This window comes from Pyruvatibacter mobilis, from assembly GCF_012848855.1.
Classification (GTDB): domain Bacteria; phylum Pseudomonadota; class Alphaproteobacteria; order CGMCC-115125; family CGMCC-115125; genus Pyruvatibacter; species Pyruvatibacter mobilis.
Window position 1 is genome coordinate 2,999,437 of sequence record NZ_CP051630.1, and the last position, 13,419, is coordinate 3,012,855.

The window sequence follows — 13,419 nt, forward strand, 5'->3', positions numbered from 1 at the left end:
TTTTCCGTCGCGGAACGGGGGTTTCAGGCGGCTTTTTCGCCGTCGATTGCGGCAAGGAACTCCTGCAGCTTCACGACGGCGGGGACGGCCGCTGTGCGCATGCGCCTGACGATCTCCATCTTCGGCTGGTCATCGGGTGACAGGCCGGCGATGGTGCCGCCGACGGCATCCAGCCGGTTGCCGCGCATCCACTCATCAAGTCCGGGCTCCTGAGACCAGGCGTACTGGTTCATCATCGCCGCATGGGTGAAGCGGACGAAATCCTCGCAGGTGTCGGGCAGGGGAACGACGCCGCACAGGGCGTTCTGCTTGTCTTCGTCATTGCCATAGGCGGCTTCCACATGGGCGATGAGGGCGGCGCTGAAGACCGGCTGATAGGAGCGGATGAATTGCGGGGTGATCAGCTTGCCCTGGAAGACGGGAACGGGAGGCAGCGCCTGCAGGGCGGTGGCGGAACAATCCACGTGGACGGTACCGGGGGTTGTGGGGATCGTGCCGCCATCCAGGATGATCTCGGTGGGGGTGACTTTCTGCACGCGGCCGAGGCGCACCACGTTTTTGATGCGGCGCAGCTCCTCAAGCTCCATGGGGGAGATGGTGGCGCCGTGGAACATGGTGGGGCGGACAGTTGTGTCCACGCGCAGGAAGTAGCCCGAGGCCTCGAGCCGGTCGAACATGTCGTCGATGCTGTCAGCGGCGGCGATGGATTCGAACTGGGCGGCCTGGGCGCCGACGGTGTTTTCAAAGAATTCCAGCGTGGGCTGGGTGTTGGTGCGATCGAGCAGCCAGCCGTCGCGCGACTTGATCCAGGTGATCCTGTCGGGGTCCGTGCCCATTTCGAGCAGCCACAGGCAGGCGTCGATGCCGGTCTTGCCGCCGCCGATCACCACGAAGCCGTCGGGCGTGGTGTCGAGCCGGGGCAGGGTGTTGAGGGGCATAAAGGTGACGCCGTCGTCGATTGTGAAATTCGGCGTGTGGGTGGAGGGGACCGATGTCTTGAGGAAGGTGGCGTCGACGATCTTCTTTGTGACGGTGACTTCGTATTCGGTGCCGTTGAGGATCGAGTGGAAGCGGGCAGTGCCGTCCGTATCCTGATGATCGCACAGGCACATGGGGAAATAGTCCACCCGGCCGGAGGGCAGGAAGCGGTGGCGCATCACCTCGTCGTAATAGGCCAGCACGTCAGCGCCGGAGGAAAGATCATAAAGGCCCTTGTTGAGGCCCACCTCGTCCTTGAGGCCGTTTGACAGCTCGCGCGAGCTGACGCCGTAAAAGGCTGCGGGCTGGTGCAGGGTGACGAAGGGATAGGCGTCGTTCCAGTGGCCGCCGGGCTTGTGGTGGCGGTCCACCATCATGATGCGGGCGTCGGTCTCGCTGAGAAGGGTGTCGGCGAAGGCCATGCCGACAGCGCCGGTGCCGAGGATGAGGTAATCGGTTTCAAGCTGCGTGGCGGCCATGGGGTGGCTCCCGGGGTCAATTTCATAACGGTGTTATGTTTTGTTTGAACTGAGCCATAACAATGTTATGAGAGTCAAGTGCTGATGCAGAGAGTGAGTATGCCGCTGTGAGTGATGTGATTTCCGGTTCCGGCCAGTCGGCTGCCGCCAAGGGCCGCATTCTGGCGGCGGCCTCCGAGCTCTTTCTCGAGGGCGGGGTGCGGGCACTGAGCGTGCGGGCCATGGCCAACCGGGCCGGCGTGTCCACGATTGGCATCTACAGCCATTTCAACGGAAAGCAGGGCATTCTGGACGCGCTTTACATTGAGGGGTTCGAGCGGGTGTCGGAGGCCATTGATGTCTCCGCGCTTGGCCTGCCGCCGCGGGAGGCCGTGATGCTGGCCGCGCAGCGCTATCTCGACATGGCGGACCGGAATGTCGCCCATTACCGGCTCATCTTCGGAGAGAGCGGGCAGGCGCATGAGCCGTCGGACGAAGCCAAGGCTGTGGGTGCGCAGGCCTTTGCCACCATGGCGCGGCAGGTGGCCAAGCTGTTGCCGCCGGATGCCGACCGGCAGCGGAAGCAGGATGCAGCGCTTGAGGTGTGGGCGCTGCTGCATGGTTATGTGAGCCTCAAGCAGCACCATGTGTCGCGCATTGTGGACATGGACCAGTGGAAGGCCAAGGCGCTGCGGGTGCTGGCCGTGCTGGTGGATGAGCTGGCGGGCCAATAGCAGATACGCTGCGTGCGGATGGGTGCCCGATTGCGTGGTGTCCGGCTCCTGATCCCCTGTTAAGGTCGCCGCTGCATGTGGGCAGATGAGGCTGCGGGGGGCCGTTCATGACAACCGAAACTGTTTCCGCGCCGGTGTCGGTGCCTGTGTCGGCGACCGGCGGGCCGGTGGCGTCGCGTGCGGGGCAGGTCTCCTGGGCGCTGTTTGACTGGGCCAACCAGCCTTACTTCACGCTCATCACCACCTTCATCTTCGCCCCCTATTTTGCGGCCACCTATGTGGGCGATCCGACGTTGGGCCAAGCCCTGTGGGGGCAGACGCTGGGGGTCGCGGGGCTCGTGATCGCCTTTGTGTCGCCGATCCTTGGCTCGATTGCGGATCAGACCGGGCGGCGCAAGCCGTGGCTGTTTGCGTGCGCGGTGGTGTTTTGTCTTTCGGCGGCGGCGCTGTGGTTCGCGGTGCCGGGGGCAGGCGCGGTCAACCCGCTGCCGATCATGGTGGCGGCGGGGATGGCGGCGATCGCCATGGAATTCGCGGTGGTCTTCAACAATGCCATGCTGCCGTCGCTGGTGTCGTCCACCCGCATGGGGACGCTGTCGGGATTCGGCTGGGGCATCGGCTATGTGGGCGGGCTGGTGGCGCTCATCCTGATGCTGTTCTTCATGGCGGCGAGCGGCGAGACGGGCCTTACGATGATCGGCACAGCGCCGTGGTTCGGGCTTGATCCGGCGCTCAACGAAGCGGACCGGTTTGCCGGGCCGATGGCGGCCCTGTGGTTTGCGCTGTTTGTTATCCCGCTGTTTGTCTTCACGCCGGATGCGGCCGCCACGGGCGTGTCGCCGGGCCGGGCCGTGCGGCAAGGGCTCCGCAAGCTCAAGACCACGCTGGGGCATCTCAGGCGCTACCGGAATGTGGCGCTCTATCTCGTATCGCGGATGCTTTATTTCGACGGGCTGTCGGCAATCTTCGCGTTTGGGGGCATCTATGCGGCGGGCATCTTCGGCTGGGAGCTGATGACGCTGGGGCTGTTCGGCATCATCCTGTCGGTGTTCGCCGCGGCGGGCGCGTTTATCGGCGGCTGGCTGGATGACCGGATCGGGTCCAAGCCGACAATCCTGATCGCGGTCGCGGGGCTCGTGGTAGCGACGGTGGGGTCGGCCTCCATCGGTCCGGACACGGTGTTTTTCGTGGTGCCGGTGGCGCCACCTGAAGTGGGGGCTGCGCCGTTCTCCAGTGTGGGGGAACAGATCTATCTTCTGTTCGGCATATTGATCGGGATGGCCGGGGGGCCGGCGCAGGCGGCAAGCCGCACGCTGATGGCGCGCATGGCGCCGCCCTCCATGATGACCGAGTTCTTCGGTCTTTACGCCCTGTCCGGCAAGGCGACGGCGTTTCTCGCGCCGCTGGCGATTGCCTGGGCGACCACTGCCTATGCCAGCCAGCGGGCCGGGCTGATCGTGATTGTGGCCTTTCTGGTGATTGGCTTTATGCTGCTGCTCGGCGTCAGGGAACGCCAGGAAGACGCCATCTAGAGAACCATCGCGACAAGATGGGTCCGGACCTTCTGCGTGACCGCGCGGGAGGCCGGCGCAAGGGATGGGCGTTGCGCCGGGGAGGGCCAGGCTGCGTGTCGCAGGATATCACCGAACTACCGATCACACCGTCCACACCGGCCGGTGTGGATGAGCCGGGTCCGGACAATGTGGCGGCCGATGGCGGCACGCCGGCGGACCGGCGCGGGCAGATTGCCTGGGCGCTGTTTGAATGGGCCCGCAACCCCTATGTGCTGCTGATCACGATCTATGTGTTTGCGCCCTATTTCTCCAACCAGGTGGTGGGCGACCCGGTGCAGGGGCAGGCGATCTGGGGCTATATCAACGGCTTTGCGGGGGTGACGATTGCGCTGCTGGCACCGTTCCTGGGGGCCATCGCTGATCTCGGCGGCAGCCGCAAGCCGTGGATTGGCGCGTTCACGCTGCTGATGGTGCCGGCGATGGTGGTGCTGTGGTTCGCGCTGCCGGATGACGGGGGCATCGGCATTGCGGGAGTGACCGCGGCGATCATCATCATCGCGGTGGCGTATGAATTCTCGGCGGTGTTTCACAACTCCATGCTGCCGTCGATCGCGCCGCATTCGCGCATCGGGTTTTTGTCCGGGCTGGGGCTGGCGCTGGGCAATCTCGGCGGGCTGCTGATCCTCATCTTCATGCTGGTGTTCTTCACCCTGCCGGGCAATGTGCCCTGGGGGTTTGTTCCGGACACGCCGCTTTTCGGGCTCGACCAGTCGCTGTTCCAGGACAGCCGCATCTCGGGGCCGGTGTCGGGCCTGTGGCTGGCAGTGTTCGCGCTGCCGCTGTTCTTCTTCACGCCGGATGCGGCGCGTAACGCCGTGGGGCTGGTGGAGGCGATGCGGCAGGGTGTGGCGCGGGTGATGCAGACCTTGCGCAAGCTCAGGCACTACCGGAACGTGGCGACCTATCTGGGCGCGCGCATGCTCTATAATGACGGTAAGACGGCGGTGCTGATCTTCGGCGGCGTGTATGCGGCCGGGGTGTTCGGCTGGGGCGCGCTGGACATGCTGGTCTATGGCATCGTGCTGTCGGTGTTTGCTGTGCTGGGCGGGTTTCTCGGTGGCTGGCTGGATGACACGTTCGGGTCCAAGGCGGCGATCCTGACCTCGATCGGCGGCACGACGCTGGGCCTGGTGCTGGCCGTGTCGATCACGCCGGAAGAAATCTTCTTCCAGCCCTACCCGGATGCGCAGCCGGTCTGGTCGCTGCCCTTCTTCCAGACATTGCCGGAGATGCTTTATCTGGGCGTGGTGCTGCTGATCGCGATTTTCATCACAGCGGCGTATGCGAATTCGCGCACCATGCTGGCGCGCATCGCGCCGGCCACGATGATGACCGAATTCTTCGGGCTCTATGCCCTGTCCGGCACGGCCACGGCCTTTGTCGCGCCGATCCTGGTGGGCTGGTCGACGGATGTGTTCGACAGTCAGCGGGCGGGCTTTGCGTCCATCCTGGTGCTGCTGATCGCCGGCATGGTGGTGATGCTCTATGTGCGCGAGGTACGGGCAGAGCGGGCGCCGGAAGATCAGTAGGGGGATGAGTGCATGAGCGAGGGCTGGCCGCGCGGCGAAGAGGATGTGGACCTTGCGGGGCATGCCCCGGATGGGGGCGCGCATGGGGAGCCGGACAACCAGCCGGATAATCACCGGGCGGGGCAGGTCGGCTGGCTGATGTATGAGTGGGCCAACCAGCCCTATTTCTCGCTGATCACGATCTTTCTGTTCGCCAATTATTTCGCCAATGTCTTCTATCCCGGCGATGAGGCGACGGGGCAGGCCTATTGGGGCTACACTCAGGCGATTGCGGGGGTGGCGATTGCGCTGATGTCGCCGGTGCTGGGGGCGATGGCGGATGCGGCGGGGCCACGCAAGCCGTTCATCGCGCTGTTCCTTGTCGGCGTGTCGCTTGCCTGCATCGGCCTGTGGAGTGCGGTGCCGGGGGGCGCGGTGCTGCCGGTGATGGCGCTGATCATCCTGGCGTCGATCTCCGCGGAGTTCGTCACCACCTTCGCCAACGCCATGTTGCCGACGATTGCCACCGAGCGGCGGATGGCGCTGCTGTCCGGCGCCGGGTTCGGCATCGCACAGGTGGCGGGCATCGTGGCGCTGGCGCTGGTGCTGTTCGCATTCCAGCTGCCGGGCAATGTGGCGGCGGATTTCATTCCCGATGCGCCGCTTCTCGGGCTCGACCGGGCGGCCTATGAGGACGAGCGCATCGTCGGGCCGCTGGCGGGGCTGTGGTTCCTCATCTTCATGCTGCCGCTGTTCCTCTTGACGCCGGACCAGCCGAAATCCGGACTGGGCCGGGTGGCGGCGGCGCGGCAGGGCATCCGCCAGCTCGGCGTCACCTTCCGGCGGCTCCGGCATTTCCGCAATATCGCGCTCTATCTCATTGCGCGGATGCTCTATTACGACGGTTGCGCGGCGGTGTTCATGTTTGGCGGCATCATCGCCGGGGCGCTGTTCGGCTGGGGGGCGCTGGAGCTTGCGGTGTTCGGCATCGTGGTGACGCTGTTTTCCGCCCTGGGCGGGTTTCTCGGCGGGGTGGTGGACGCGCGCATGGGCAGCAAGCCCACTATCGTCAGTGCCCTGATGGTGGTGATCCTCACCACGCTGGCGCTGGTGTCGGTTGATCAGGACACGATGTTCTTCGTGATGGAGATCACCCCGCGCGCGGAGGGGGCTGCGCCGTTTTCAAGCACCGGCGAGATCGCCTTTCTGACGGTGGCCTGCCTGTTCGGGCTCGGAGTGGGACCGGTCATCGCTTCGAGCCGGACCATGCTGGCGCGGCTGGCCCCGCGTGAGATGATGGCGGAGTTCTTCGGCCTCTATGCGCTGGCAGGCAAGGCAACGACCTTCCTTGCCCCGCTCACAATCGGCATCGTCACACAGGCCACCGGCAACCAGCGGCTGGGGCTTTCGATCGTGCTGGTCTTCCTGGTGGCAGGACTTGCGCTGATGCTGTTCGTCCGGGAAGAACGCTCACGCGCCGTGCATGCGTGAGGGACTATTCCAGCACCACGGCGGTGCCGCAGGCGGTGGCCATGAGGATGGAGCCGCGGGCGCCGACGACTTCGTAGTCGATGTCGACGCCGACGACGGCATTGGCCCCCATGGCGGCGGCTGAAGCCTGCATGTCGGCGATGGCGGCTTCGCGGCTTGAGCGGAAGACCTTCTCATAGGCGCCGGAGCGGCCGCCGAAGAAGTCCCGCACGCCGGCGAACAGGTCGCGCACCACATTGGCGCCGGTCACGGCTTCGCCCGCGACGAGGCCCTTATACTCGACGATGCGGCGTCCTTCGACGGTGTTGGTGGTGGTCACGAGCATGGGTGCGGTCTCCGGCTGGCGCTGAACCTAGTGCCGGAAGTGACGCATACCGGTGAGCACCATGGCAAGACCCGCTTCGTCGGCTGCCGCGATCACTTCATCATCGCGGATGGAACCGCCGGGCTGGATGACCGCGGTGGCACCGGCTTCAGCGGCACTCAGGAGCCCGTCGGCAAAGGGGAAGAAGGCGTCGGACGCAACGACCGAACCCTTGGCCAGGGCTTCGGTAAGGCCCGCTTCCCTGGCGGCGTCTTCCGACTTGCGGGCGGCGATGCGGGAAGAATCCACCCGGCTCATCTGGCCTGCGCCGATGCCGACGGTGGCGTTGTCCTTGGCGTAGATGATGGCGTTGGACTTCACATGCTTGGCGACGCGGAAGGCGAACAGGAGGTCGCTCATTTCCTGCTCGCTGGGCGCGCGCCTGGTGACGACCTTGAGGTCAGCCGGCATGACGCGGCCGGCGTCACGCGACTGCACGAGAAGGCCGCCGGCCACCGTCTTGGCCGTGAGTCCGGGGGCTGCGGGGTCCGGCAGGCCGCCGGTGACCAGCAGGCGCAAATTCTTCTTCTTGGCGATGATTGCGCGGGCGGCATCGTCCGCGTCCGGCGCAATGATGACTTCGGTGAAGATGCCGGAGATCTTCTCGGCGGTGGCTGCGTCCAGCGTGCCGTTGAGCGCGATGACGCCGCCGAAGGCCGAGACGGGGTCGCAGCGCAGGGCTTTCTCATAGGCTTCGACAAGCGAGCCGCCCAGGGCCACGCCGCACGGATTGGCATGCTTGATGATGGCGACGGCGGGCTGGTCTGCGCCGAACTCGGCGACGCATTCAAAGGCAGCGTCGGTGTCGTTCAGGTTGTTGTAGGACAGCTCCTTGCCCTGCAGCTGGGTGGCGGTGGCAACGCCGGGGCGCGCGTCGCCCGTTGTGTAGAAGGCGGCTGTCTGGTGCGGGTTTTCGCCGTAGCGCAGGGTCTGGGCCAGGGTGCCGGCGACGGCGCGGTAGGCGGGGGCCTCGTCTTCCAGCTCGCGGGCGAACCAGTTGGAGATCGCGGCGTCATAGGCGGCGGTGCGCGCATAGGCCTTGGCGGCGAGGCGCTGGCGCAGGGCGAAGCTCGTCTGGTTGGCGTTGGCGTCCATGTCGGCCAGCACCGCGTCATAGTCGGCGGCATCCACCAGCACGGCGACGCCGTCATGGTTCTTGGCGGCGGCGCGGATCATCGCCGGGCCGCCGATGTCGATGTTCTCGATGGCGGTTTCGTAGTCGGCGCCTCCATCCCTTTCCTGGGCAGCAATCGTTTCCTCGAACGGGTAGAGGTTCACCGCCAGAAGGTCGATCGGCATGATGTTGTGCTTGTTGGCGGCTTCCTCGTGCTCGGCATTGCCGCGCATGAACAGAAGCCCGCCATGGACGCCCGGATGAAGCGTCTTCACGCGGCCGTCCATCATCTCCGGGAACTGGGTGATGTCGGAGACATCCGCCACTTCGAGGCCTGCCTCGCGCAGGGCCTTTGCCGTGCCCCCGGTGGACACAAGCTCCACGCCGCGCGCGGCAAGCGCCTGGCCGAATTCGACAAGACCGGTCTTGTCGGAGACGGAAATCAGCGCGCGGCGGACGGGGCGGAGGGGGGCTTGATGGGTGGCCATGGGCGGAGAACCTCGGGCGGCGTAAGGGAGAAAAGGAATGTGCCGGGCGCGATAGCATGTTTGCGCCTGTGGACAAAGTCCCCGGCCCCGTGCCGCATGGCGGAATGGTAAAAACCGCATGGCCGGGCGAGGCAGCCTAGTTGGACGGGTCATCCCCGAGGGGCGGCGACATGCCGATGGGGGGCACGGAGGGTTCCGGCTCTTCGGGCGCGAAGGCGTCCTGCTGGGCGGGGGTGTCTTCGTCGCCGCCGGTATCACCGCTGTTGGTGCCCAGATTGCGGGTGGTGAGGCGGCGGAAGCTCCATTTCACATGCGCTTCGCCACGGAAAACGTGATGGGTCACGACGATCTGACGGGCACGGCGGGGCGGGCCCGGCTGGCCCATATAGACCGTTTCCTCAAGCGTCATGTCGGCGTTGCCGCTGGCGCGGAACTGCCAGCCGTCGCCATTGGGCAGCAGCGCCAGCACCGTGGTGCCGTCATGGGCCAGGGAGGCGCGGACATCCGGGTGCAGATGAAAGCGGATGGCGAAGGATTCCTGCGGCTCCTCGCGGGAGGTGATGCCGAACGGGTCCCACCAGGGCGCGGCCGGCGGGCGCAGGCGGAACAGGGTGTCTTCGCCGCGGAAGTCATCGCCGTCGGCGGACAGGAACACCCGCCGCTCATGTTCAAGGCCGAAGCGCTGGACATAGCCGTCATGGCGCATTTCAAGCCATACGCCGCGCTCCTCTTCGGTGCGGCGGCTTTCAACCAGGCGCGGGCCGTCCACGAGGCGCGGGCCGAGAATGCGGCGGAGCCAGCGGGCCTGCAGAATGCGCGCCGAGGAAGTGTCGGCAACGGTGACGGTGGAATGGGCGGCGGTGGCGCGGGCCGCATCCGACCAGGCGGCGGCGTTGGGGGTATCGCCCGCTGCATGGGACGGTCCGCAATTGACCACCAGCCGGTGGCGGCCGGCGCTCATTTCGAAGGAAAGGCAGCCCGCATGGGCCTGCTGCGCATCGGCAGGCTGGGGCGGGGCGCCTGCATCCACCACCACCAGGGTGCGGCCCGCGGCTGCGCGCTGGAAGCCTGAATGGGGGGCGAAGCCGAACGGGCGGCCATTGGCATCGTCATGGGCCAGAACCGCGTCCAGCGCGCCCGTTGCGCCCTCGTCGGCGCCGTTGAACTGGGCCATGCGCCCGTCGCCATGGCGGAAGAAGCGGAGCATGGGCATGGCGCGGTCCACGGCATTGAGGATCGTGCCGGGCACTTCCACGTCGCGGGCCATCAGGGCGTCGCGCAGGGCGACAAGGTCAGCCAGCAGGTCGAGCTGGATCTGCGGGTTGCGGCTGACATGGCCGCCATCGGGCAGCAGTTGGCGGTCAAGCTCACGGGTGACGAGCGCAAGGCCGCGGCCCAGCCGGGCACGGCCCTCGCTGAGGGTGACGCCGGAGATGGCAAGGCCGATGGCCGCCGTCAGCCGTTTGTGGCCGCGCGGGGCGCGGGCGGCGGTGCGCGACAGGTGGCGGGCCTGGGCGGCCATGTTGCGCAGCAGGTCCGAGCGATAGACGACGTCCGCCCCATCGAGCAGCAGCTGGCCGTGGGTGGCCCAGCTTATCAGCCGCCGCGCCAGCACATGGGGCTGCCAGCCGGTGCGGTGCCACTGGCTGCAGGTCTCGAGCCAGGCCGCGGCCAGCGCCTGGGCGGTCTCCGTGCGGGCGTCATCCGGGCAGGCAGCCAGGTGGCGCAGCCAGGCAAAGCCGTGCAGCTGTTCGGCGAACAGGGCGGAGGGCATGTCGAGGGTGAACAGATGGGCCGGGTCCGCCTGCAGGTGGCCGCCGGGCAGCTCGATCTTGCCGTCTATCAGGGCCTGGCCGATGCGCGGGTCGGCGGGGCGCAAATCCTGCGGATTGAGGATGATGCCGTCGGGCATGGGCCCGCGCAGGGTCATCCGGTAGGGCCGGGTTGCGAATGCGAGATCGGCAAGCATACGGCCCGCCAGCCCCAGGGAGCGGGCGGCGGCCTGACCCGTGAGATCGACGGGGCCGCTCATATGCTTGTCAGTCTCCTCTTGCCGTCAGATCCGTGGGGTCCCGGTCTGCTTCAGGCCTCGCCGCGCAGGGCCTTTATGTTGGCCGCATAGGCATCGGGACCGCCCTTGAAGGTGGCCGAGCCTGCGACCAGCACGTCAGCACCGGCATCCACCACGCGGCGGGCGGTCTCCGCATTGATGCCGCCATCCACTTCCAGGTGAATGTCCCGGCCGGTCGCGTTGATGCGCTTGCGCAGCGCTTCGATCTTGCGCAGCTGGCTTTCGATGAATTTCTGGCCGCCGAAGCCCGGGTTCACGCTCATGACGAGGATCAGGTCCACGTCGTCGATGATCATGTCCACGGCGTCGGCTGGGGTGCCCGGGTTGAGCGACACGCCGGGCTTCTTGCCCAGGGAGCGGATGAGCTGCAGGGTGCGGTGGATGTGGGGGCCGGCCTCGGCATGGACGGTGATGATGTCCGCGCCCGCCTCGGCGAATTCTTCCACGTAAGGGTCCACCGGCGCGATCATCAGATGCACGTCGAAGACCTTGTCCGAATAGCCGCGGATCGCCTTCACCACCATCGGGCCGATGGTGAGGTTGGGCACGAAATGACCGTCCATCACATCCACATGGATAAAGTCCGCGCCGGCCTTGTCGATGGCGGCAACTTCCTCGCCCAGGCGGGCGAAATCGGCGGACAGGATGGAGGGGGCGATTCGGGTCTGTTGCATGGTCTTGACGTAGCAGAGCTTCTGGCTGGGCGGCAAGAAAGCCGCTTGAGGTGGCGGTTATGTGGCAGCCGGGTGGTGCGGCCGGGTGGCTTCAGGCGGTGCGCTTCAGGCGGGCGGCGAAGAACCCGTCCATGCCGCCCCGGTCGGCCCAGAAAGTGGGCAGGGTGCGCATGTCGCCCTTGGCGGTGATGGCTTCCGGCAGGCCGGGCAGGTCATCGGGGCTGAGCGGTGCGCGGGCGAAATCCGGGTGGGTGGCGAGGAATTTCTCGATCTGGCGTTCGCCTTCCTGCGGCTCCAGCGAGCAGGTGCAGTAGATCAGCAGGCCGCCGGGGGCGGTGAGGGAGGCGGCGCGCTCCAGCAGCTTTTCCTGCTGCTCCACCAGCTTGGCGAGGTCGCCCGGGCGCTTGAGGACGGGGATGTCAGGGTGGCGGCGGATGGTGCCGGTGGCCGAGCAGGGCGCGTCCAGCAGCACGAAGGGGGCGGGGGCTGCCGCCTCGTCCGGCTTCCAGGTCAGCGCGTCGGCAGTGATGACGCGGGCGGTGAGCTGCATGCGCTTGAGATTGTGGGTGACCCGGACAAGCCGGCGGGCTGAACGGTCGAGCGCTGTGACGTCGGCGCCGGCTGCGGCCAGTTCCAGGGTCTTGCCGCCGGGGGCGGCGCACAGGTCGAGCACCTGCTTGCCAGCGACATCGCCGAACAGGCGGGCGGGGAGAGCCGCGGCGGCATCCTGCACCCACCATTGGCCTTCCTTGAAGCCGTCAAGCTGATCCACCCGGCCGCCTTCGGTGAGGCGGACACTGCCGGTGGGCAGCACCGTGCCGCTGAGGCGCTCGGCCCAGCCCTGGGCTTCCGACATGACCGACAGGTCGAGCGGGGCCTCGGTGAGGTGGGCCGCGGCGATGGCGCGGGCGGTCTCCTCGCCATAGGCTGAGGTCCAGCTCTCCAGCATCCAGGCCGGCGTGTTGAGGGCGGTCGCGTCCTGGGCGTCGCGCAGGGCCGGGCCCTCGGTTGAGATGCGGCGCAGGATGGCGTTGATCAGCCCGGCGAAATGGCGGGCATTCTTGTCAGACTTGGCGAGCGCTACGCAGGCACTGACGGTGGCGTGGGGGGCCACCTCGAGAAACAGCAGTTCAGCAGCCGCCGCCATCAGCACGAAGGGGGCGTTGCCGGATTTCTCCGGCAGGGGCTTGTCGAGGAACTGGCCGAGAATATCGGTGATCTGCCCGTGGCGGCGCAGGGTGGTGGCGGCGATCATGCGGGCGAAGCCGCGGTCGCGCGGGGCCAGCCGCGACAGGGTGCCGTTCACCTCCTGCTCGGCGGTCAGGGCATCATCGAGGGACTGGCGCTCCTTCAGGACGGCGGTCAGCACCGCCACGGCAGCCCGGCGGGCGCCGAGGCCCGGCGTGCGGTCGGCAGGCTTGCGGCGCGGGCCGGGCCTGCGCGGGCCGGGTTTGCCGCCGGGTGATTTGCCACCGGGTGACTTGCCGCCGGGCATCTTGCCGGATGCGGCGCCGGATTTGGGGCGGGAGGAGCGTTTCTGAACTGTCATGCGGCGCAGCTATAAGCGCGCTTTGCAATGAAGGCAAAGGCTGCGCGCGCCTGCAGCCTGCATAGCAGCCCAGCGAGGGGACAGTGAGAGGGACGGGGACATGAGCCGCTTTACCGCCAACATGATGTCAGCAGACCGGGGAACCGAGGAAAAATACAGTTTCGAGGGGCCTGATGACCTTCTGTCCAAATCGCCCATCAAGGTGCTCAAGGCGTTCTTCGAGACCGTGGAGGGCGACATCATCCCCAAGGCGGATATCGACTACGAGATCAACGCCGCCTTCAAGCGGGACACCGCGATGGGCCCGGTGGTGACGGCCATGGGCACGCTGCACCTGCATGACAATCCGGGCCCGGCCATGCCGTTCATGGTGATGATCTCGGCTGACGGCTGACGGCTGACGTCTGACGGGCACC

At 66.9% G+C, this 13,419-nt stretch carries 11 protein-coding genes; 5 read left to right on the top strand and 6 right to left on the bottom strand.

Going from position 1 to position 13,419, the window contains the following annotated elements; genetic code table 11:
* Nucleotides 1–23 precede the first annotated feature (23 nt).
* Nucleotides 24–1,457: an NAD(P)/FAD-dependent oxidoreductase gene (locus tag HG718_RS13975; RefSeq protein WP_160587212.1), complete on the bottom strand. Its 1,434-nt coding sequence runs from the start codon at nt 1,455–1,457 to the stop codon at nt 24–26.
* Between the two features lie 107 nt (nt 1,458–1,564).
* On the opposite strand from HG718_RS13975, the gene HG718_RS13980 reads away from it, so the two are divergent.
* From HG718_RS13980 to HG718_RS13995, 4 genes are all read left to right on the top strand, one after another.
* A complete protein-coding gene (locus HG718_RS13980; RefSeq protein WP_160587213.1) occupies nt 1,565–2,170 on the top strand; it encodes a TetR/AcrR family transcriptional regulator in 606 nt (201 codons plus the stop codon).
* A 107-nt stretch (nt 2,171–2,277) separates the two neighbouring features.
* Nucleotides 2,278–3,702 (top strand): MFS transporter, encoded by a 1,425-nt coding sequence (locus tag HG718_RS13985; RefSeq protein WP_160587214.1) that lies wholly within the window; start codon nt 2,278–2,280, stop codon nt 3,700–3,702.
* A gap of 95 nt (nt 3,703–3,797) precedes the next feature.
* The gene (locus HG718_RS13990) at nt 3,798–5,273 is read left to right on the top strand and encodes an MFS transporter (protein ID WP_160587215.1); all 1,476 of its coding nucleotides are present in this window, start codon (nt 3,798–3,800) and stop codon (nt 5,271–5,273) included.
* A gap of 12 nt (nt 5,274–5,285) precedes the next feature.
* Nucleotides 5,286–6,743 carry an MFS transporter gene (locus HG718_RS13995; protein ID WP_160587216.1) on the top strand — a complete coding sequence of 486 codons (1,458 nt, stop codon included), beginning with the start codon at nt 5,286–5,288 and terminating at the stop codon, nt 6,741–6,743.
* Nucleotides 6,744–6,747: 4 nt separating this feature from the next.
* Here the strand turns inward: HG718_RS13995 and HG718_RS14000 are convergent, their stop codons facing one another.
* The 5 genes from HG718_RS14000 to HG718_RS14020 all read right to left on the bottom strand — a co-directional run bounded on the left by HG718_RS14000 (nt 6,748) and on the right by HG718_RS14020 (nt 13,003).
* A complete protein-coding gene (locus HG718_RS14000; protein WP_027840713.1) occupies nt 6,748–7,068 on the bottom strand; it encodes a heavy metal-binding domain-containing protein in 321 nt (106 codons plus the stop codon).
* A 27-nt stretch (nt 7,069–7,095) separates the two neighbouring features.
* Nucleotides 7,096–8,709, bottom strand: a complete 1,614-nt coding sequence (gene purH, locus HG718_RS14005; RefSeq protein WP_160587217.1) for a bifunctional phosphoribosylaminoimidazolecarboxamide formyltransferase/IMP cyclohydrolase — start codon at nt 8,707–8,709, stop codon at nt 7,096–7,098.
* Nucleotides 8,710–8,845: 136 nt separating this feature from the next.
* Nucleotides 8,846–10,741, bottom strand: coding sequence for a heparinase II/III family protein (locus tag HG718_RS14010; RefSeq protein ID WP_160587218.1), 1,896 nt, complete (start codon nt 10,739–10,741; stop codon nt 8,846–8,848).
* 50 nt (nt 10,742–10,791) lie between these two features.
* Nucleotides 10,792–11,454, bottom strand: a complete 663-nt coding sequence (gene rpe, locus HG718_RS14015; protein WP_160587219.1) for a ribulose-phosphate 3-epimerase — start codon at nt 11,452–11,454, stop codon at nt 10,792–10,794.
* A 91-nt stretch (nt 11,455–11,545) separates the two neighbouring features.
* Nucleotides 11,546–13,003, bottom strand: coding sequence for an RsmB/NOP family class I SAM-dependent RNA methyltransferase (locus HG718_RS14020; RefSeq protein WP_160587220.1), 1,458 nt, complete (start codon nt 13,001–13,003; stop codon nt 11,546–11,548).
* A 100-nt stretch (nt 13,004–13,103) separates the two neighbouring features.
* Here HG718_RS14020 and HG718_RS14025 point away from each other — a divergent pair, with 100 nt between their 5' ends.
* The gene (locus HG718_RS14025) at nt 13,104–13,397 is read left to right on the top strand and encodes a hypothetical protein (RefSeq protein ID WP_160587221.1); all 294 of its coding nucleotides are present in this window, start codon (nt 13,104–13,106) and stop codon (nt 13,395–13,397) included.
* The last annotated feature ends 22 nt before the right edge of the window (nt 13,398–13,419 follow it).